Source organism: Intestinimonas massiliensis (ex Afouda et al. 2020), from assembly GCF_900626285.1.
GTDB lineage: Bacteria > Bacillota > Clostridia > Oscillospirales > Oscillospiraceae > Flavonifractor > Flavonifractor massiliensis_A.
This window is the reverse complement of record NZ_LR131147.1, coordinates 3083987-3104400: the sequence shown is the minus strand read 5'-3', so window position 1 is coordinate 3104400 and position 20414 is coordinate 3083987. Positions and strand designations below refer to the sequence as shown.

The following is a 20414-nucleotide window of genomic DNA, read 5'->3' as shown; positions in this document are numbered from 1 at the left end:
AGGTCTTCAGGCTTGCGGCATTTTTCCGCGATAAAAGGCCAGGCTGAGGATGCCGCTTACGATGAGGGCGGCGCCGGCCAGGGCATAGGCGGCGGAGTAGCCGCTGCCGTCGATCACCACGCCCCAGAGGAAGGTGCCGATCCCCATCCCCACGTCGCCGGCCATGAGCATGGTGCTGTTGGCGGTACCCCGGCGGTTCTGCGGGATGCCGTCCACCGCCAGAATGGTCAGGACGGGGAAGGAGAAGCCCTGGGACATGCCGAAGCCAATGCCGCCCAGATAGTAGGTGGCCGGACAGGGCACCAGGGCGATCAGCGCGGTGAGGATGCCGCTGGCAGCCATGGTCAGGGCCAGCAGGTTCCTGCTGCCCAGCTTCTGGATCAGCCGGTCGGAGGACAGGTTGCTGGCGGCCATGGAGACGGCCGAGATGAGCAGGAATACGCTGGCGTTCTGATATCCCTGGTCTGCCGCAAAGGTGAGAATAAAGATATTGCAGCAGGACACACCCAGCATCACAAAGAATTCGATCAGCGCGGGCTTTGCGGCGGACGGCTCCAGGAACCGGCCCGGGCCGCGGCCCCGCTCCTGGCCGTCCGCCGGGGAGATACCGGCGCCGGGGGCCTCATAGCGGCAGAAAAAGGCGAAGCAGGCGCCTGCGGCGCCGAAGATCAGGCAGGCGGAAAACACCTTGTCATAGGTGCCGTCTCCGGTCAGCAGCTGGATCAGGTAGCCGGTGCAGGCCATGGAGACGGCGGTGGACATCCAAAAGATGCCCACTCCCAGGCTGCTTTTTTCCCTGGGGGTGACATCCACGCTTGCGGTGGAGAACGCCGCCTGCCCCAGGGAAAATCCGGCGCCGTGGGCGCCCCGGAGCAGGAGCAGGAGGACGGCCACGGGGAACAGCCGGAACAGGAAGGAGGCGATCCCCATCAGAAGGGTGCCTGCGATCATAATGGCGCGGCGGCTGAATCCGTCCATAAGGCGCCCGCCGGTTATACGCGCGGCGATGCCGAAGACGGCAAAGGGGATCCCCAGCAGGCCGGAAAAAGAGGTGGAAAAGCCCAGCTCCTGCAAAAACAGCGGGATGACGGTACACATAGTGTTCTGGATGAGCAGCAGGCACAGGGAACCCAGCCAGATCAGGATAAAATAGCGGTTGAACAGCTTTTTCTGCATAAAATGCTTCTCCGTATTCAGTGCATGTTTTCTTCCGGGCCGGGGAAGGCCGCCTCATAGTCCCGGAAGGCCCGGCGATAGACGGCCGCCGCGGCGGTGTCCGGCAGGTAGTCCCGGCCCTCCTCCCGCAGGGCGGACTGTCCCTCTGCCAGGCTGTCCCATACGCCGCCGCCCAGGCCGGCCAGCAGGGCCGCGCCCACGGCGCAGGCGTCGGAGCGGAGGGCCACGTGTACCGGCACCTCCAGAATATCGCTGACGATCTGGGGCCAGAGGACGGAGTTGCTGGGTCCGCCCACCATGGCGGCACGGGTGAGGCTCAGCCCGCCGCACTTCTGGCGGACCGCCGCGATCTGCCGCTTGACGGAGTAGGCGATCCCCTCCATGATGCCCCGGCAGATCTGGGCGCCGCTCCGGCCGGACAGGTCACAGGCGCTCAGGCGCATCGGGTCCAGCAGCAGGCCGCCCGCCCCCGGAGGGGCCGCCGCGGCCAGCCGGTTGAAGGCCGCCGTGCGGTCTCCGTCCCGGGGCAGGACCAGATCCAGGGCCTGGTCCACATACACGCTGCACTCCCCCAGGCTGGTCATCCCCAGCCAGAGCCCCTGCTCCGAGAGGTAGGGGTCGATCATCAGACCGGCGTCCAGAAGCTGGCGGCGGCTTTTGCTGGGATAGGCGCACACCCAGGAGGTGCCGCAGGACAGGAGCATCTGGCCCTCGCGGAAGAGGCCGGCGCTTCTGGCCGCGGCGGCGCCGTCGTAGCAGCCCGCCGCCACGGGGGTGCCGGCCGGCAGCCCCGTGTCCCTGGCGGCCTCCGGGGTGATCCGGCCAATCTGCGTCCCGGGGGCCACAAGTCTGGGCAGGTTTCGGGGCGGGAGCCCCAGCTTTTCCAGAAAATCCGGGTTCCAGGTCAGCGTCTGCTGATCCTGCAGGTAAAAGGTGGTGGCTGTGGAGTGGTCCATGGCAAACTGCCCGCACAGGCGGTAGTTTACATAACATGAACCCTCGCAGATCAGATCCGCCCGGGCCCACAGCTCCGGGCGGCGGCATTTCAGCCAGCTGAGCTGGGCCAGGGGGAATTTGGGCACCTTGTGCCAGCCCACGGTGCGGTGGACCTCCTCCTCCGTGAGGGGCCCGAAGACCTGCTCCATCTCCGCCGCGCCCCGGTTGTCCCGCCAGCTCAGGATGGGGGACAGGGGCTTCCCGGCCTTCAGCAGCACCGCGTTTCCGCTGGCGCACACGGCGGCCACGCCCCGGCAGACGGCCTGGGCGGGCATGGCACGGGTCACCTGCCGGATCAACCCGGCTACGGTCTGGTAGTATTTCTCGGCGTCATATTCGCAGACGGGCCCCTCCTGATGGTAGACCATGGGCGCGTGGGCGGCGGCGGCCACCTGCCCGTCCAGCAGCGCCACGGCCTTCAGGCCGGTGGAGCCCATATCCACGCCTACCAGGTAGAAAGAACCGTCCATAGGGCTCAGTCTTCCTGGCAGAGGACGCTGACCCGGAACTTACCGGGGACGGAGGCGGCGGCAAAGGCCTCCTGAATGTGGTTCAGGCCGAACTTCTCCGGTTCCACCAGCTTGGAGACCACCACCCGGCCGGTGTTCAGCAGCATGGCGGCGTCCTCCCAGTCGGTCATATCGCCGCCGTAGGTGCCCAGCAGCTCCAGCTTGCGGTAGTGCAGCTCGTTGGAATCGATCTCCAGAGGGGGCGCGGGGTGGGCGGCGGCAAAGAACAGCACCCGGCCGTCCAGCTCCTTCACCATCTTCAGGGCCTGGGCGTTGGCGGCCTTGTTGCCCACGCAGACGATGACGGCGTCGGCGCCCTTGCCCTGGGTCAGGTCCTTGACCGTCTGCACAGGGTCGCACTTGGTGAAGTCCACCGTCTCCAGCCCCAGCTGCGCGGCGGTCTCCAGCTTGTTCTGCATCCCCTCGGAGACGATCACCCGGCAGTTGTAGGTGCGGGCGGTCAGGGCGTTCAGCAGGCCCATGGTCCCGCCGCCGATGACCACGACGGTCTCATAGGGGCGGATGCGCAGCTTCTTCATGCCGTGGACCACGGTGGAGAGAGGCTCCATAAAGGCCGCGTCGCTGGGGTCCAGCTGATCGTTCATGCGGTAGATCTGATAGTCCCGGCGCACCGTCAGGTCGGCGAAGCCGAACCAGCCGGACACATAGCCGTCGGCGGTGGGGTGGGTATCCTGCCGGTTGGTGCACTCCATCATCTTGCCCACGCGGCAGGCCTCGCAGGAGCCGCAGCCGGAGGGCGGCATGGGGGCCACGAAATCGCCGGGCTTTACCGTGGACACGGCGCTCCCCACCGCCACCACCACGCCGCTGAGCTCATGCCCGCCGGCCATGGGGTAGCCCTGGTGCTCCCGCTGCCCCATCCACTGGGTGTAGTCGGAGGTGCAGATGTTGCAGGCCAGCGGCTTCAGCAGCACGTCGTGCTCGTCCAGGGCGGGCAGCTCCCGCTCCCGCACCTCCGCCAGTCCCTTATGTACCAAACAGCCGAATCTCTGTTTCATATCCCTTCTCCTCCCTCAGCAATATTTCTGGTCCAGGGCGCCGATCCCGCCGAAGAGCTTCAGATAGTGCTCCAGCATCTCCCGGTAGCCGGCGGTCATGGGATCGTAGATCTCCGGCGGCATGGGCCGGCGGTTGGTGATCTTCGCGCAGGCGGCCTGCATGGCGTCATAGCCGGCGTTGCACAGGTCGCTGCACAGGTTGACCTTCTGGATGCCCAGCTCCACCGCCTTCTTCAGGTTCTCGTCCCCGGTGGAGGAGCCTCCGTGGAGGACCAGCGGGATCTCCAGCTCCCCGGACAGCCGGGACAGCAGCTCGAACTCCAGGTGGGGAATCCCGCCGGAATACACGCCGTGGCTGGTGCCCACCGATACGGCCAGACAGTCCACCCCCGTGGCCTGCACGAAATGCCGGGCCTCGCCGGGATCGGTGTAGGCGCTGGCCTCCTCCGCGCACAGGGCGTAGTTGGCGTTGTAGCCCACCCGGCCCAGCTCGGCCTCCACCGAGACCCCCATGGCGTGGGCCACCTTTACCACTTCCGCGGTCTCCCGGATGTTCTGTTCCAGCTCGCACATGGAGCGGTCGATCATCACCGAATCAAATCCGTAGCGCAGCGCCAGCATGATGTTTTCCCACGTGTCGCCGTGGTCCAGGTTCAAAGTGACTACCGCATTGGGATACTTTGTATCATAGTAGGCCACCGCCTTGGCAATGGGCTCCATCAGCGGCGGGATGGGCGCCATATCGATCACGATGGGCGCCCGGTATTGGACGGACAGTTCAAAACAAGTCTTTACATCGTCCCAGCTGAATACGTTGGGCGCGGGGCAGCCGTATTTCCCCTTTTTCGCTTGTTGCAGCATAACGGACATGGGAATCCTCATGGAATGTGACCTCCTGATTTTTCAAAGTGGGGTAAAGTTGGGGTACGGAGCTGCAGGCCTTTCTTGGGTGAAATTATAGGACCGGATGTGGGAAATGTCAACCAGAATTTTGGGAAGAGCGATTTAATAAATCAAAATATTGACACAGTTGTGCCAATATGCTACAATGCAAAGCGAAATGAGGTGGAACTATGCAGGACAAAGTACGGCGTCAGTTGGACCAGCTTCTGGAATATCTGAAGGGAAAGGACATGGTGCCCATCGGAGCGCTGATGGAGCAGTTCGGATGGTCCAAATCCTCTGCCAACCGGTACCTGAAGAGCCTGGAGGAGGAGGGAAAGGTGCTCCGGATGTACGGCGGGGTGTGTCTTGCCGGGGACCGGCAGGAGACCTCCGGCCAGGCCGCGGCGCCCCGGACCCCGCCGGAGCTGGCACGCATCGGCCGGCGGGCGGCGGAGCTGGTGGAGGACGGCGACATTATCTTTGTGGGCACCGGACGGACCTGCTTTGAGCTGTACCGGAACATCAGTGCCAAAAACGTGGTGGTATTTACCAACAACATCTACTGCGCGGCCTGTCAGAATCCCAATGTGGCCCATGTCTATATCCTGGGCGGCGAGGTGTTCGACGGGAATGTGGTGCTGGGGAGCCTGGGCATCGCCAACCTGTCCCAGATCAACCCGGGCAAGATCTTCTTCTCAGCCTCCGCGGTGAATGAGCGCTTTGAGATACAGTACAACTATGATCTGGAGCGGCAGTACATCCAGACCCTGATGGGCATGGAGGGGAAGAAGGTCATGCTGATGAACCGCGCCAAGCTGGGCCGGCAGTCTCCGTTCAAGATCGACTGTCTGACGCGGCTGGACGTGTTCGTGACGGATATTGACATGACGCCCCAGCGGGAGGAGCTGTTCCGGCAGGCCTCCACCCAGGTGCTCTCCGTGGGCTGAGCTGGGAGCTTTTGTGCGAAATAGATAAGAACAAGGACAAATACAGAGGATGCTTTATGCTCCTTATCAATGAAAAGTTGATGCGGCAGGCAAGAAAATGCTTATTCTCGCCGGTCCTGACGGATGGTAGTATGAAAGCGCGAAAGTTGGGGCCTTTCCGAGAATTCAAAACGAGAGAGGAGCAAAAGCGATGTCAGCAGAAAAAGGCAAGCTGGATACCCTGTATTTGGTGAAATGGGCGGTGATCGTGCTTTTGGGGATCATTGTGGCATGCATCCCGTTTACCGCCATCTTTACCCTGCAGATCAAGATCTTCTGCGTGATCACGGTCGTGTGCATTTTCATGTTTGCACTGGGCGTGTTTGATTCCCCTTTGGTTCCGTCCCTGATCCTTATTTTTGCGTACAGCTACATGACAGACCTGACCACGGCCACCTCCGGCTTCGGGAAGGACGCCCCCTGGATCTGCATTTCGGTGCTGCTGATGGTGGGCGTGATGGAAAAGACCAACATCCTCAAGCGCATGACCTACAATGTGGTGCTGCTCTGCGGCGGCTCCTACATCGGCATATGCCTGGGCTTCTACATCCTGGGCTTCGTGCTCTGCTTCCTGGGCAACAACATGTGCCTGGGCCTGTGCGCACTGGCCTACGGCATGATCAAGTCCCTGGATCTGGGTGACTCCAGAGCCTCCGCCGGCATCATGTTCGCCGCCTTCAACGGCATTACGGAGGGCGCCATCCTCATCATGGACCCCACCGCGCCGGGCTTCCTGTTCGGCATGGCCGCCACTGCCATCGAGAACACCAGCACCACCTTTACCTACTTCGACTATTTCAAGAACAACCTGGCCTGGATCCCGTTCTTTGTGATCTTCTTTATCATCGGCGTGCTGATGTTCAAGCCGAAAAAGGGGGAGGACAGCAAGCTCACCCAGGGCAAGGCCTTCTTCCGGGCGGAAAAGGCCAAGCTGGGCCAGTTTACGAAGGATGAGATCAAGCTCACTGTCATTGCCGTGCTGCTGCTGGTGTATCTGCTCACCACCGGCCTCACCGGCCTGGGCATGGTCTACGGCTTCATCGGCGCGGTCATTCTCATGTTCCTGCCCGGCATCCGCATGGGCACCCGGGAGGACATCAAGAAGGTCAACTTCGCCTTCCCCATCTTCATGGTCGCCTGCATCGCCATCGGCACCGTGGCCACCAGCGTGGGCCTGGGCGATATGCTGACCGCCCTCATGACCCCCGTGCTGAACGGCATGAGCAAGGTGGGCTTCCTGGCGATGGTATATGTCATCGTGTTCATCCTGAACATCTTCATGACCCCCATGGCCATCTACGCCTCCATGATCGCCCCCATGTGCATGATGGGCTCCTCCATCCTGGGCTTCACCAATGCCTGGCCCATCGTGATGACCATTATGCTGGGCGCCATGAATATCGTGCTGCCCCACGAGAACAACTCGGCGCTGTACATGTACTCTCTGGGCGTGACCAAGATGAAGGACTTTGTGAAGCTGTTTACTGTTAAGACTATTTTGACCTTCGGCTGGCTGTTCGTCATGATCGCCTACTGGAGCGCCATCGGCCTGATGTAAAGGAGGGTGTCAGCGTGAACTTCGACCACTATGATCCGAAAAACCTGCCGCCGCTGAGTCCGGCGGATGAAAAGAAGCCGCTGGCCTACCTCTATTACGCCGGCCGGCAGGAGCTGACCGACCCCGCGCAGCGGGCGGCCATTCAGCCCGGGCACCCCATCCCCGTGGAGGACGCCATGTATCCTGAAGATGTGGCGGCCATGATCCTGGACCCGGAGAAGAGCAAGACAGGGCCCAGGATGGGCTACTGTGTGCTTCCCAACGGCATCGGCTACGCCTGCATCAACACCCCCATGCCCGGGCTCACCATGCCCGTGCGGGACTTCCATATGAAGTGGGTGGGGGAGGACCCCGGCTTCCACTACAAGCTCTGGTATCCCGGCGCCCACATCATCCATTACGACCAGCTGGCGGTGGAGGACTGCGGCTGGGGCATGATGGACCTGTTCCAGGGGGGCCGGCCTCCCATGTCGGACTACGGCCTGCCGGAGAACTACCATGAGATCAATCCCTACATCGCCCGCGTGATGGGCCGCAACGCCAGAGGGCGGCTGGAGTATGAGGATATCAACGGCCAGAAGGGCTACTCCGCCGTCATGCACGTGGTCCTGGGCGACGGCACCCATCAGTGGAGCTTCGCCTGGATCGGCGCCCACGTGAAGAACGGGCATCTGGTGGATAAGCGCAGCGAAGAGGAGCGGGACCCGACGTATGTGGAATTCGTGGCCCGGCAGATGTGCTCCCATTTCCTGCACGAAAACGCCCAGCTCAGCTTCCTGATGGCCAAGCTCTACCCGGAGTACGGCGGCCAGATCGAGCCCTACCACCTGCCCCACGTGCCGGAGTGGATCGAGCGGCAGCTGGATCAGCCCATGTAAAGACACCCCCTGTGACCGGCGGCGACGGAAAGTCCAGAGACAGTCATGTTTCTGGACTTTCCCCTATTCGAGCGGGAAGGAGAAGCCGATATGCAGATCAATCACCTGCGCAATTTTTCCGAAGTGGCCCGCTGCGGCTCCATCAATCAGGCGGCCCAGCGCGTGTTTGCCTCGCCCCAGGCGCTGTCCTCCAGCATTGCCGCGCTGGAGAATGAGCTGGGCTACAAGCTCTTCGTGCGCCACCACCGGGGCGTGGTTTTGACGGAGGCCGGAAAACAGGTGTATGATGATCTCCAGACCATCCTTCCCATGGTGATCAAATGGTTCAACCTGGGGCAGGAGCAGGATGCCTCCGGCGCGGGAAAGGTGCAGATCTATGTGGCCCTTGCCCTGTGCGCCTCCTTCAACCGCCTGCTGATCCAGCAGGGCCGGGAGTGCCCGGAGCTGGAGGTGACGGTGCACGAGGCCAGAAGCGAGCGGATCCGCAGCCTGATCCAGAACGGAAAGGCCAACCTGGGCGTGGTCTCCGTGGAGGAGGACAGCCGGGAGGCCTGGATCGCGGATGTGCAGAAGCGGGGGTGGACCGCCGTCAAGCTGATGGAGGATGAGTTCTGCGCCGTTCTGGGCAAAGACTACTTCCCGGAGCTGGGTGCCGCCCTGAGAAAGCAGGATTTTGGCAAGATGCGCTATATCTCCTCCTCGGATGAGCACGATTCCATCAGCAAAAAGATCGCCCCCTATTTTGGGGAGCGGATGCAGTCCAGGTCGGAGAGCCTGTCCAGCAACCTGTGCATGGTGGCGCTCAACGAGGGCGTGGTGTTCCTGCCCCGCCGGGTGGCGCTGTGCGAGCCCCTGTACCAGAGCGGGATGCTGCGTCTGCTGCCCGTTCAGGACCTGCGGCTGAAGGCCACCCACTATTTGCTCTGCGCCCAGTCCGACGGCGCCAGCCCGGCGGAGCGCTTCCTGATGGAGCAGATCGGGGCATTTTACAACAGAGCTGATTGGGAATAGGGAAACAGCTGATTGCTGGGACTTTGAAATAAGAAGGGAATCGCCTTATGAATATTTGCACACAGCCTTACAAGAAAAAATATCCCCATCTGTTCCAGCCCCTGAAGGTGGGCAGGAAGGGGGACGTCTATAAGAACCGGCTTTTCGTGGCGCCCATGCACAGCCCGCCCTTTGTGGACAGCCAGAACATTCTGAACGATTACGGCATTGAATACTACGCCTCCCGGGCGGAGGGCGGCTTCGGATGCGTGAATCTGGGCGAGGCCAAGATGGACAACCTGAACAGCGTGGCCCATGACGCCCACATCGACCTGACAAAGGAGGCGCAGCTCCAGGCGCTCCACCGGCTGAACATCTGGGCCCACGCCTATGGGGCCAAGACCGGCATCGAGTTCAACCACAACGGCCACTTTGCCCTGCCGGAGTACTGCGGGGGGCTGCAGCCCATGAGCGCCACCGCCCGGGTCATGCCCAACGGGAACCATGTGCGGGAAATGACCGTGGCGGATATGGAGCAGGTGGCCAACTCCTACGCCTCCGCGGCGCTGATGGCCCTGCGGGGCGGCTTTGACCAGATCGTGCTGCACTACGGACACGGCTGGCTCATGTCCGGCTTCCTCTCCCCGCTGCTGAACCAGCGCACCGACGAGTTCGGGGGCAGCGTGGAGAACCGGTGCCGGTTCCCCAAGATGGTGATGGAGCGGATCCGGGAGAAGATCGGAGACGGCCTGAACATCGAGCTGCGCATCAGCGGCAGCGAGTGTGTGCCCGGCGGCATCGAGATCGAGGAGTGCACCCGGATGATCCAGATCTTTGAGCCCTATATCGATCTGGTCCACATCTCCTGCGGCACCCGCTGGGTGGCGGAGACCCGGGCGGATATGCACCCCTCCCAGTTCATCGAGCACGCCCACACGGCGGGCATGGCAAAATATGTGAAGGAGCACGGCATCTCCATCCCCGTGGGCTGCTGCGGCAACGTGAGCGACCCGGCGGCGGCGGACCGGCTGATCGCCGAGGGCTATGTGGACTATGTGGAGATGGCCCGCTCCACCGTGGCCGATCCCCACTGGGCCAAGAAGGTCATGGAGGGCAGGGAGGAGGACATCCGGCCCTGCATCCGCTGCAACCACTGCATCGACAGCGGGAACCGGGTGGCGGTGACCGACAGCGTGCTGCAGGACTGGACTGCCACCCGCTGCACCCACTGCTCCGTCAATCCGCTGCACAACAACTATGAGTACCGCCGCCATATCCGCCGCACCAAGGAAAAGCGGAAGGTGGTGGTGGTGGGCGGCGGCCCGGCGGGCCTGCAGGCCGCCATCTACGCGGCGGACGACGGACACCAGGTGATCCTCTATGAGAAATCCGGCGTTTTGGGCGGGATCATCAACTACGCGCAGCACATCCCCTTCAAGCATGACCTGGCCAGGTTCCGGGACTACCTGGTGTGCCAGGCTCAGAAGCGGGACATTGACGTGCGTCTGAACACCGAGGCCACCGCCGAGCTGGTGGCGGCGGAGCGCCCGGATACCGTGATCGTGGCGGTGGGCTCCGAGACCCTGATCCCCAGGATCCCCGGCGCGGACGGGGAAAACGTCCTCACCGGCGTGGACGTGATCGGCCACGAGGAGAAGGTGGGCGGCCGGGTGGTCATCATCGGCGGCGGCCTGGTGGGCGCGGAGCTGTCCATCCACCTGAACCGGCTGGGGCGGCGCTGCACGGTGCTGGAGATGGGGCGCTACCTGTGCCCGGACGCCATGCTCTCCGAGCGCCTGCACGTGCTGCGCTATATGGAGCAGGCCGGCGTGGTCTCCCTGACAGAGAGCAAGTGCGTCCGGATCGGGGCCCAGGGCGTGACCTATGCCGACAAAAACGGGCAGGAGCAGTTCCTGGAGGCGGATACCGTGATCCTGTGCACCGGCATGAAGGCCCGGGCCCAGGTGCGGGACCAGTTTGACGGCGCCGCGTTTGACGTGAAGTACATCGGGGACTGCGTCCGGCCCCGCATCGTCAAGGACGCTATCCACGAGGCGTACGACGCCGCGGCCACCATTGTCTGAGAGGAGGGCGGAAATGGAATATCACCAGCCCTGTGAGGAGCGGTACCCCCACCTGTTTGCCCCCATGACCATTCGGGGCAAGACGTTCAAGAACCGCATCATCACCGCGCCCTCCAACCACGGACATATCACGGACCCCTATACCCACCAGCTGAATATGGAGGGTGTCCTGTACTACGGCGGCAAGGCCCGGGGCGGCGCCGCCATGGTGACCCTGGGAGAGGCGCTGCTGGACCACGGCAACAGCTCGGCCCACGCCTCCCACGTGGACCTGACCACCGAGAACTGCCTGCCCAGCCTGCACCGGCTGACCGACTACATCCACATGCACCAGTCTCTTGCGTCCATCGAGCTGAACCACAACGGACACTTCGCCCTGCCCCAGTACTGCGGCGGCGCCATGCCCATGGCGGCGTCCGCCATGGATATGCCCAACGGGATCCATGTGCGGGAGATGAACGAGGACGACATGGAGCAGGTGGCGGAGCACTACGTCAGCGCGGCCCGCATGGCCAGGCGGGCGGGCTTCGACACGGTGCTGCTCCACTATGCCCACGGCTGGCTGATGGGCGGGTTCCTCTCCAACCTTATCAACCACCGCAAGGACAAGTACGGCGGGAGCATCGAAAACCGCTGCCGGTTCCCCAAAATGGTGCTGGACCGCATCCGGAAAGAGGTGCCGGATATCCTGGTGGAGATCCGGCTGAGCGGCAGCGAGCTGACCCCCGGCGGCATCGAGCTGCCCGACTGTGTGGAAATGGCCAGAATTTTTGCCGAAAGCGCGGATATGCTCCACATCTCCTGCGGCACCCGGCTGAATGCCTCCACCCGGCCCATCATGCACCCCTCCCATTTCGTGGAGCACGGGCACAACGCCTTCCGGGCCGCCGCGGTCAAGCAGGCGGTACATATCCCGGTAGGCGTGGTGGGCGCCGTGACCGATCCGGACCTGGCGGAGCGCATCCTGGCGGAGGGAATGGCGGACTATGTGGCCATGGCCAGGGCGTTTATCGCCGACCCGGAGTGGGGGGAGAAGGCCCGACAGTGCAGGGCGGACGAGATCCGCCCCTGCATCAAGTGCCTGCGCTGCTTGGACGTGGCAGGCGGCCGTACCGGCACCAAGACGGCGGTATTGCAGGACTTCACCAATGCCACCAAGGAAAACAGCTGCTCCGTCAACCCGGAATATGGGCGGCAGGAGGTGCTGGCCCTCTATCCGAAGCCGGAGAAAGCGTGCCGGGTGGTAGTTGTGGGCGGCGGCCCGGCGGGCATGCAGGCCGCCATCCAGGCCCGGGCCAGAGGCCACGCTGTGACCCTCCTGGAGAAGGGGGACAAGCTGGGCGGACAGCTGTTTTATGCGGATTACGTCTGGTTCAAAAAAGATATGAAGGAGTACCGGGACTGGCTGATCCGCATGACCATGCGCTCCGGCGCCGAGGTGCGGCTCCATACCGAGGCCACCCCGGAGCTGGTGGCGCAGCTGCACCCCGACGCCGTCGTGGTGGCGGTGGGGGCGGAGCCCTTTATCCCCCCCATCCCCGGCGTGGACGGCGGAAACGTATATACGGCCAATGATATTTTCGCCGACTGCTCTGTCCTGGGTGAGCAGGTGGTGCTGGTGGGGGGTGGCCTGGTGGGCTGTGAAACGGCCCTCCATCTGTCCAGAAACGGCAAGCGTGTTGCCCTGGTGGAGATGCGGGATACGCTGGCGCCGGACGGATATTTCAGCGAACGGCTCCACACGCTGGAGTACCTGGAGAAGGACCCCGACATCCAGATCTACACCAGCGCCAAATGCCTGGCCATCGGGCCGGATGCTGTGAAGATCGCCGGCCCGGATGGGGAGATGTGCCTGAAAGCGGACAGCGTGGTGCTCTCTTCCGGCATGGTGTCCAGATCGGCCCTTCGGGACCGGTTCCGGGGCACTGCGCCCCGTGTGATCCCTGCGGGGGACTGCGTCCGGGCCTCCAACCTGCGGGAGGCCACCTGGCAGGGCTATAACGCAGCAATGATCCTTTAGCCCACCCAGGGGCAGGTAAGGTCTGAGCGGCCGAAAAAATGAAAAAGCACCGCGATCCATGGGATCGCGGTGCTTTTTTGCGGCTGCGGGCGGGAAATCTGAATCTCCGGTTGGCCGGTCATAAATTGCACCTCGGGTTTTAACTCCACCGAGGACCTTTGTGACCCCTTCACTCTGAAGTCCGCATGGGTTCTATTGACATGGAGCAAGTATACGCAGACGAGTGTATATTGAAAGATTACTGGATACACTCAAGATAGCTGGGAACTTATACCGGAAATCCGCATGCGGGAAGGTAAAATCAGGGGGGCGGACATGGACAATTCATCCACTCCATACTGAATGAGCAGCGGTTGGAGGGCGGGATCTCCCCCGGCCTCGCCGCATACGCCGCAGTCGATGCCGTTCCTGTGGGCGGCCTCAATGGTGTGGCGGATCAGCCGGAGGACCGCCGGGTGGTCTGTATGGTACAGATAGGATACCTTCGGATTGCCACGGTCCGCTGCCAGGGTGTACTGGGTCAGGTCGTTGGTTCCGATAGAGAAGAAGTCGGATTCTCTCGCAAAATCGTCGGCCATGAGCGCAGCCCCCGGCACCTCGATCATGATACCCACTGGGATAGAGGCGGAGATGGGGATCCCGGCTTCCTTCAGTTCTGCCCGGACATCCGCCAGGATGCGCTTTGCCTGCCGCAGCTCCTCCAGCTCAGAAATCATGGGGAACATGATCCGCAGACTGCCATAGGCGCTGGCCCGCAGCAGGGCCCGCAGCTGGGTGCGGAAGAGCTCCGGCCGGTCCAGGCAGATCCGGATAGCCCGGTACCCCAAAAAGGGGTTGACCTCCTGGGTAAGGCCCAGGGCGGGCAGATCCTTGTCGCCGCCGATGTCCAGGGTACGGATGGTGACGGGACGGGGGGCCAGCGCCTCCAGAACCGCCTTGTAAGCCTGGAATTGAGTCTCCTCATCCGGAAGACCGGCACTGTCCATGTAGAGGAATTCGCTGCGGAACAGTCCGATGCCCTCCGCGTCGGCTTCCAGCACCCGGGGAATGTCCTTGGGGGAGCCGATGTTGGCCCACAGCTGCAGCCTGTGGCCGTCAGCGGTCACGGTAGGCTTTCCCCGGAAGGTCAGGGCCTGGGCTGCCCGGGCCTGTTCCTCCGCCTTCTCCCGGCGGAATTGGGCCGCCCGCTCCTCCGTCACGTCAGTCTCCACGGTGCCCCGATTGCCGTCCAGCAGAACGGCCATGCCGTTGTGCAGCACGCTGCCGATCTCCCCGATCTGGCTCACCGCAGGGATACCCATGCTTCTGGCCATGATGGCGGAGTGGGCCGTGGGCCCACCCACCTCGCTGATGAAGCCCACCACCTTCTCCAGGTCCATTTTCGCCGTCTCGGAGGGGGTGAGCTCATAGGTGGCGATAATGGTGTCCTCCTCCAGGTGGGAGGTGTCCACTTGCTCCTGCCCCAGCACATGGCGCAGCAGCAGGGCGCGGATGTCCCGGGCGTCCGCGGCCCGCCCCTTCATCAGTTCATCGTCCGCCAGACCTTCAAAGAATCCGATTAGCTGGCCCAGCTGCCAATCCACGGCTCGGGCGGCGTTCCAGTGCTGCTCCCGGATACAGTCCTCGATGGGAACCACCAGGGAGTCCTGGTCCTCCAGGATCATCTTGTGGGCCTCGAAGATAGAGGCCACCTCCTGAGAAAATTTCCGGGCCGCCTGCTGATACAGAGCCTCGGTTTCCGCCACGGCCTTTGCGTGGGCCCCTTCGAATAGGCGGACCTCCTCCTCGACTTGGTCCTCCGACACCAGATGCTGAGGGACCGCAGCCTCCTTGTTTTCCAAAACCACCACCCGGGCCATTGCCACGCCGGGCGAGATGCCAAGTCCTTGAATCTGCATATCCGAGCCTCCTTCGGTCAGGTCAGAATTTTTTCGCCCAGTCCGCCCTTGATGGCGGCGACGATGGCGGAGAGGGCTTCCGCCTCATCGTCGCCGTTCACCACCACTTCCACCTCTTCCTGATATTTCACGCAGGCCCGCAGGATGGAGATAATGGATTTGGCGTTGTACTCCTCCCCGTCTTTCCGGATGGCCACCTTGCTCTTGAACTTACCCGTAGTCTGCACAAAGGCGCTGGCGGGTCTGGCGTGGAGACCGGAAGGGTTGCATACGGTTACTTTTTCGGTCAACATAATACATACCTCGCTGTTTCTCAAAAAATGTGAGCTCAAAGGATCTGCATGAAATATAGAAGCTCCGCTTCCGGTATCTGATAGGAGAAGGGCTGCAGCGCGCCGTCGATGATGGCCCGCAGCTGCTCCAGCTCCTTGCCCCGGGCGGCCTTCCACTCCGCGCCCCACTCCGGCATACCCGCCACCTCGCCCACTTTCATTCGCTCCAGCAGGGAGCCCAAGTGGAGGATGACCCGCACCAGAACGTCCACCGTGACCGGCCGACGGAGGATAGAGGCGCCCACCTGGTCGGCAATGGAGGTGGCCGCGGCAATCACCTGCTCCCCGTCGTAGGAGGGGGCGAAGTGTTTGATCTGGGTCCTGACCCGGGAGAGGGCGTAGTCCCGCAGGCTGAGGGAGGCCCGGTCCGGCTGGGCCCGGGCCATGTCCAGCCGCAGCAGGGCGTCCAGCTGCTTAAGGCCGTTGCCCATCAGAATGGTCTCGGTGCTGAAGAAGGGCACATCCAGGCCCGGGATCCGGAAGCTGCCTACCACGGCTCTCAGCCGGTTGCCCAGCCCGGCAGCGATCTCCGCCCCGTTTTCGTTGACGCTGATGGGGCGGATGTCCACCTGCCTGCGGAAGGTCAGATGTTTGTATAGAAAGTCGCTGAGCATCTTGGCGCTGCCCATACCGGTGGCACAGATGGTCAGGACCACCAGGTTCTCGTCCCCCGGGATCTCCCGGTCCGCCGGAGGCTTTTCCGCGTCGTCCACGAAGAGGACGTTGATATACTCACGGTATCGGTTCTTCAGCCGGGTGTAGAGGGCGTCCAGCTCCTCCGAACCGGAGAACACCTGCTTGATGGTCTCCAGCACCAGAGGCGTGTTCACGCTGGGGACGATCCGGCACTGGATGCCGGTGCGCTGAATGATCTCCTGCTGTACGGCCAGGAAGTCCTCTGTGTCCACCATCAGGATCACGCCGTGTCCCGCGTCCCCGGTGCGCACCGCCCGGCACAGGTTTTCCAGCATATCCGCCGCGCTCTTGTCCACCGGGATATCCACGGCCACGGCGTAGTTGACGGACAGCAGCTGCCGGGCGAAGCCGACAATGCTGGTGGCGGTGGACTCACCGTGGGCGGCCACCACAATGCCGATCCGCTGGAGAAAGTTCTCGTCCGGGTGGCGGATGAACATGGCCAGCAGGCGAAGTTCATCCTCCGGGACGGTGGTGTTCAGCATATGGGTGATGTGTGGCAGGATGGAACGGATAAAGGAGATTTCATCCTCGTAGCGGGGCTCCGCCCCGCTGAAGTCGGTGTCCAGCCCCACATAGCCCACCCGGGAGCGCTCGATGAACTGCTGCAGGTGCAGCGCCAGAATGGCTCTGACGCTTTTGGGGTAGGACCGGTTGAAGTGGACCGAGGCCAGGGTGAGCAGCTCACTGGCCCCGTCAGCGGCCTCCTGGGAGACCACGTTCTGGAAGGGAAGAGGCTCCCTGCCGGATTCGTCCAGAGCGGGCAGCTTTTTCAGAGCGTTTCCGTAGTAGGCCTCCAGGTCCCGGCTGATGCGCTGTTCGATCTCGATACGGGGCAGGTTCTGCATCTGGTAGAGCTTCAGCTGCTTTTTCACAAAGCCATACAGATCAATGGACTGGTTGCAGTCCTCATAGGGCATGTGGAATTCCGGATCGGTCCGGGGGACCGCCAGGATCCCCTCCTGGAACACCTGGGATACGGGGGACAGGTCCGGTCCGTCCGGGCCGTTCTCCTCCAGCCCTTCGTTCTGGAATGGCAGCTCGCACAGGTCGATCTTCAGAAGCGGCTGCCTGGAGCTCTCCTGCCGGGTGCTCATCAGGTAGGCGCAGTAGTTCTTGGCACAGCAGAGCTGCAGCAGGTTTTTCAGGTCCCCGATGTTCGCCTTGCTCTGCCAGAGGGTGATGCTCCGGCAGGCCGGGCCGGTGAGAAAGATAGGGCAGTTGACCCGATTGGCCTCCTGGTTCAGGAAGTTGTGGATCAGGGCGATCCGCTCGCTGAGGGGCCGCTCCGCCAGCATGGGCAGCTGGATCTGGACCGGCATCCTGCGGCGGAAAGAGCGCAGCATCACGCTGGTGATCTCCTCCGTAGTGGCTCCGATGATCATCAGGTGGGCCTCCCGGGCTGCGGTATCCCCCAGCCGCCGGAAGATCCCCTTGTCGATCAGGGTGAAGAACATCTCCTGTCCCACCGGCGGCAGCCGGTGGATCTCGTCCAGGAAGAGCACGCCACCCGCCGCGTCCTCCACCAATCCCTGCTTGTCGGCCACCGCGCCGGTAAAGGCCCCTTTGACGTGGCCGAACAGGTGGGACTGGAGCAGCTGCGGATTATCCGCGTACTCTGCGCAGTTGAAGACCACAAAGGGAACCGGGTGCTCCTCACTCCCCCGGAACTCGTTGATGAAGCGCCACACTTCCTCGGCGAACATGCTCTTGCCCACGCCGCTCTCACCGCTGATCAGCATATGCAGCCCGTTGGGCGGGTACATGGCGGCCGCCTTGGCGGTCTGCACCAGATTTTTCAGGCTGCCGTCGGCCCCCACGATGTTGGAGAAAGCGCTCATGGGCCGGGGGGCCTTCTGATCGTCCTCCCCGCCGGGCGTCCCCTCCGACTGAGGGGTTACTGCGCCGGCCGGGTAGTAGAGCACCGGACGCTTTCCGCACTTTTGCAGCAGCCCCATCTCATACAGCCGCTTCAGATCCGCCGACGCATCGTTCCGCCAGATACCCAGGGCACTGGCCACTTCTCCCGCCTCCACGCCGCATGCGTCCGGACGATTCAGATTGTCCGCAAATCGTTTTTCCACATATTCCCTGACAAGATCAATCCTGGCCACGGTATTTCCCCCACTCCTCATACAGGCGTCGGGACGCCCTGTTTCCGTACAGACCGGAACGGCGGGCGCCTGCTAGGCGCCCTTCAGCGTTTCGGCCACAGACCTCCAATGAGCCGCGTGCTCCAGGTTTTCTTCGGTTTCCTCGCTTGATTCATAGTGCTGGATCAGGCGCTGGGCGGCGGACAGGTCCCCCTGTTCCGCGGCCCGGGTATACCAGTAAACCGCCTGCTTCAGATCCTGCTCCACGTACACACCCTGCTGGTAGCACGTGCCCAGGATCAGCTGTGCCATAACGTCATCTTCATTGGCTGCCATTTGATAGAAGTGTACCGCTTTTTCCGGGCTGCGGTCAATGCCCTCGCCCTTCAAATAGAGATTGGCCAGGGAGAGCATGGCGGCCACATAGCCCTGCTCCGCTGCCCGCCGGTACCACTTGACGGCCTTTGGCACGGAGCGCTCCACCCCCACGCCGGCCTCGTAGCAGTTGCCCAGGTGCCACTGGGCCTGCCCGTCCTTCTGGCTGGCCGCCTTCAGATACCAGAAAACCGCCTCTTTTTCGTCCCGGGCCACGCCCTTTCCCCCCAGATAGCAGGAGCCAAGCGCGTCCTGGGCCTCTTTGGAGCCCTTGGCGGCGGCCTTTTGATACCAGTGAAAAGCCTTCTTCGGGTCCTTGGCAGTCCCGATCCCGTACAGATACCAGTCCGCCACCACCACCTGGGCGTGGACGTCTTCCCGCTGGGCGGCCTCCAGGTACCACTTCATGGCCTGAGGCAGGTTCTGACCCACTCCGATGCCGTTCTCATAGCAGTAGCCCAGGTTGTTCAGGGCGGAGGGATCCCCCAGCCTGGCCGCATTCTGATAGAGGCGGAAGGCCTGTTTGGGGTCCTGTTCCACCAGGTTCCCCTGGGAGAAGTACAGCCCCAGGATGGTCATGGCCGCGGCGTTGCCCTTGGCGGCGGCCTCCCGGAAACAGTAGAGCGCCTTTTGCTCGTCCACGGGGACCCCCTTGCCCTGCTTGTAGCGCATACCCAGCTTCAGCAGGTCCTCCCCCGGTTCGCCGCCTCGCAGCATCCTTTTAATGGAAAGCATTTGACCACTCCCGTTCTTTTCCGTACCAACGGACGGATTATGGGTGCTGGCGGCCCGCAAGGGCCGCCAGCCGTACGTTGCTTACTTCAACTGATTGCGGAGAGGCTCCCCTTTGAAATACCGCTCCAGCTCGTCGCACATGATATCGTTGACGATCTTAAAGGTGTCGCCCGCCCGACCGGCGGCGTGGGGGGTCAGGATCACGTTCTCCAGGCCCCGCAGCGGGTGGTCGTTGGGAAGGGGCTCCTCATGAAACACGTCCAGGGCCGCGCCCCGGATTTTCTTCTCCTGAAGGGCGCGCAGCAGAGCTTCCTCGTCTACCAGACCACCCCGGGCCGTGTTCACGAAGATAGCCGTGGGCTTCATGCAGGCGATCTCATGAGCGCCGATCATGCCTTTGGTGGCGGGCAGCAGCCGGGCGTGGACGGAGATGATGTCCGACTGGCTCATCACGTCGTCCAGGGGGAGCAGCTCGACGCCCATCTGCCGGGCGGCCTCCTGGTCGGCGTAGGGATCGTAGGCGATCACCCGGGAGCCGAAGCCGCTCAGACGCTTGGCTACTTTCTTGCCGATGATGCCAAAGCCGATCAGGCCGATGGTGGCCTCCCCCATCAGCACCGGACGGATCTCGTTGTGCTCCGGGTCGGGAAACTTCCAGCCGGGCCGCTTGGAAATGTCGTCCCGGCCGATGTTGCGGTTGAATGCCATCATCATGGCAATGGCGTAGTCCGCCACCGGCTCGGAGTTCCGGCCGGGGCAGGTTACTACCGCCACGTGCCGCTCGGTGCAGGCGGGGACGTTGACGTTCTCCCAGCCGCTGCGCAAGGCGCCTACCAGCTTCAGGTTTTCCGCCGCGTTCAACAGCTGGGTGTTCACCGCGTGGAAGCCCACCAGGATCACGTCGGCGTCCTTCACCACCTCCAGAGTGTGGCCGTCGTGGACGGCCCACTCGGGACCCTCCAGTTCGATGCGGTGGGTGGCCTTCAGCTCAGGGTGGTCGTTGGAGGGCAGGGAGGTGTCGATGAGATACTGGATCTCCACGCCGTACGCCTCCGCGATGGCCTGATAGCGCTTTCCCACATAACCGGAGCGGAACTGCTCCAGCTGCAGCTCGTCATTGACAAAGATTACCATTTTCTTCATATCGGATACTCCTTTGATTTGCCCGTTGACGGGCCTCCGCC

Annotated in this window: 15 protein-coding genes; 6 read left to right on the top strand and 9 right to left on the bottom strand. The window is 62.9% G+C overall.

Going from position 1 to position 20414, the window contains the following annotated elements:
• Positions 1 to 6 precede the first annotated feature (6 nt).
• The 4 genes from E0E41_RS15250 to E0E41_RS15235 are packed head-to-tail and all read right to left on the bottom strand — an operon-like array spanning position 7 to position 4582.
• A complete protein-coding gene (locus E0E41_RS15250) occupies positions 7 to 1176 on the bottom strand; it encodes an MFS transporter (protein ID WP_130870607.1) in 1170 nt (389 codons plus the stop codon).
• Between the two features lie 17 nt (positions 1177 to 1193).
• Positions 1194 to 2642, bottom strand: a complete 1449-nt coding sequence (locus E0E41_RS15245) for a xylulokinase (RefSeq protein WP_130870606.1) — start codon at positions 2640 to 2642, stop codon at positions 1194 to 1196.
• Positions 2643 to 2647: 5 nt separating this feature from the next.
• Positions 2648 to 3700 carry a zinc-dependent alcohol dehydrogenase gene (locus E0E41_RS15240; protein WP_130870605.1) on the bottom strand — a complete coding sequence of 351 codons (1053 nt, stop codon included), beginning with the start codon at positions 3698 to 3700 and terminating at the stop codon, positions 2648 to 2650.
• Between the two features lie 15 nt (positions 3701 to 3715).
• Complete coding sequence (locus tag E0E41_RS15235; RefSeq protein ID WP_130870604.1) at positions 3716 to 4582, bottom strand: class II fructose-bisphosphate aldolase; 867 nt, start codon at positions 4580 to 4582, stop codon at positions 3716 to 3718.
• A gap of 191 nt (positions 4583 to 4773) precedes the next feature.
• Here E0E41_RS15235 and E0E41_RS15230 point away from each other — a divergent pair, with 191 nt between their 5' ends.
• From E0E41_RS15230 to E0E41_RS15205, 6 genes are all read left to right on the top strand, one after another.
• Positions 4774 to 5532: a DeoR/GlpR family DNA-binding transcription regulator gene (locus E0E41_RS15230; protein WP_130870603.1), complete on the top strand. Its 759-nt coding sequence runs from the start codon at positions 4774 to 4776 to the stop codon at positions 5530 to 5532.
• A 190-nt stretch (positions 5533 to 5722) separates the two neighbouring features.
• Positions 5723 to 7129 carry an SLC13 family permease gene (locus E0E41_RS15225; protein WP_130870602.1) on the top strand — a complete coding sequence of 469 codons (1407 nt, stop codon included), beginning with the start codon at positions 5723 to 5725 and terminating at the stop codon, positions 7127 to 7129.
• Positions 7130 to 7143: 14 nt separating this feature from the next.
• Positions 7144 to 8007 (top strand): DAPG hydrolase family protein, encoded by an 864-nt coding sequence (locus E0E41_RS15220; protein ID WP_130870601.1) that lies wholly within the window; start codon positions 7144 to 7146, stop codon positions 8005 to 8007.
• A gap of 90 nt (positions 8008 to 8097) precedes the next feature.
• Positions 8098 to 9018 carry a LysR family transcriptional regulator gene (locus E0E41_RS15215; protein ID WP_165450571.1) on the top strand — a complete coding sequence of 307 codons (921 nt, stop codon included), beginning with the start codon at positions 8098 to 8100 and terminating at the stop codon, positions 9016 to 9018.
• A 47-nt stretch (positions 9019 to 9065) separates the two neighbouring features.
• Positions 9066 to 11081, top strand: coding sequence for an FAD-dependent oxidoreductase (locus E0E41_RS15210; protein WP_130870599.1), 2016 nt, complete (start codon positions 9066 to 9068; stop codon positions 11079 to 11081).
• A gap of 13 nt (positions 11082 to 11094) precedes the next feature.
• Positions 11095 to 13101: an FAD-dependent oxidoreductase gene (locus E0E41_RS15205; RefSeq protein WP_130870598.1), complete on the top strand. Its 2007-nt coding sequence runs from the start codon at positions 11095 to 11097 to the stop codon at positions 13099 to 13101.
• A 251-nt stretch (positions 13102 to 13352) separates the two neighbouring features.
• On the opposite strand, the gene ptsP is transcribed toward E0E41_RS15205, so the two are convergent.
• From ptsP to E0E41_RS15180, 5 genes are all read right to left on the bottom strand, one after another.
• A complete protein-coding gene (gene ptsP, locus E0E41_RS15200) occupies positions 13353 to 14999 on the bottom strand; it encodes a phosphoenolpyruvate--protein phosphotransferase (RefSeq protein ID WP_130870597.1) in 1647 nt (548 codons plus the stop codon).
• Positions 15000 to 15016: 17 nt separating this feature from the next.
• Entirely contained in the window at positions 15017 to 15292 is a 276-nt protein-coding gene (locus tag E0E41_RS15195) for an HPr family phosphocarrier protein (RefSeq protein ID WP_130870596.1), read from the bottom strand.
• A gap of 35 nt (positions 15293 to 15327) precedes the next feature.
• A complete protein-coding gene (locus E0E41_RS15190) occupies positions 15328 to 18141 on the bottom strand; it encodes a sigma 54-interacting transcriptional regulator (protein ID WP_165450570.1) in 2814 nt (937 codons plus the stop codon).
• 72 nt (positions 18142 to 18213) lie between these two features.
• The gene (locus E0E41_RS15185) at positions 18214 to 19230 is read right to left on the bottom strand and encodes a tetratricopeptide repeat protein (RefSeq protein WP_130870594.1); all 1017 of its coding nucleotides are present in this window, start codon (positions 19228 to 19230) and stop codon (positions 18214 to 18216) included.
• An 81-nt stretch (positions 19231 to 19311) separates the two neighbouring features.
• Complete coding sequence (locus E0E41_RS15180; protein WP_130870593.1) at positions 19312 to 20373, bottom strand: NAD(P)-dependent oxidoreductase; 1062 nt, start codon at positions 20371 to 20373, stop codon at positions 19312 to 19314.
• Positions 20374 to 20414: the final 41 nt, after the last annotated feature.

What these genes read in the sequence shown, in the direction of transcription:
- E0E41_RS15180 (WP_130870593.1), bottom strand. Translation starts at nt 20,373, where the DNA reads ATGAAGAAAATGGTAATCTTTGTCAATGACGAGCTGCAGCTGGAGCAG.
- E0E41_RS15205 (WP_130870598.1), top strand. Translation starts at nt 11,095, where the DNA reads ATGGAATATCACCAGCCCTGTGAGGAGCGGTACCCCCACCTGTTTGCC.
- E0E41_RS15235 (WP_130870604.1), bottom strand. Translation starts at nt 4,582, where the DNA reads ATGAGGATTCCCATGTCCGTTATGCTGCAACAAGCGAAAAAGGGGAAA.
- E0E41_RS15215 (WP_165450571.1), top strand. Translation starts at nt 8,098, where the DNA reads ATGCAGATCAATCACCTGCGCAATTTTTCCGAAGTGGCCCGCTGCGGC.
- E0E41_RS15210 (WP_130870599.1), top strand. Translation starts at nt 9,066, where the DNA reads ATGAATATTTGCACACAGCCTTACAAGAAAAAATATCCCCATCTGTTC.
- E0E41_RS15230 (WP_130870603.1), top strand. Translation starts at nt 4,774, where the DNA reads ATGCAGGACAAAGTACGGCGTCAGTTGGACCAGCTTCTGGAATATCTG.
- E0E41_RS15195 (WP_130870596.1), bottom strand. Translation starts at nt 15,292, where the DNA reads ATGTTGACCGAAAAAGTAACCGTATGCAACCCTTCCGGTCTCCACGCC.
- E0E41_RS15245 (WP_130870606.1), bottom strand. Translation starts at nt 2,642, where the DNA reads ATGGACGGTTCTTTCTACCTGGTAGGCGTGGATATGGGCTCCACCGGC.
- E0E41_RS15225 (WP_130870602.1), top strand. Translation starts at nt 5,723, where the DNA reads ATGTCAGCAGAAAAAGGCAAGCTGGATACCCTGTATTTGGTGAAATGG.
- ptsP (WP_130870597.1), bottom strand. Translation starts at nt 14,999, where the DNA reads ATGCAGATTCAAGGACTTGGCATCTCGCCCGGCGTGGCAATGGCCCGG.
- E0E41_RS15185 (WP_130870594.1), bottom strand. Translation starts at nt 19,230, where the DNA reads ATGCTTTCCATTAAAAGGATGCTGCGAGGCGGCGAACCGGGGGAGGAC.
- E0E41_RS15240 (WP_130870605.1), bottom strand. Translation starts at nt 3,700, where the DNA reads ATGAAACAGAGATTCGGCTGTTTGGTACATAAGGGACTGGCGGAGGTG.
- E0E41_RS15250 (WP_130870607.1), bottom strand. Translation starts at nt 1,176, where the DNA reads ATGCAGAAAAAGCTGTTCAACCGCTATTTTATCCTGATCTGGCTGGGT.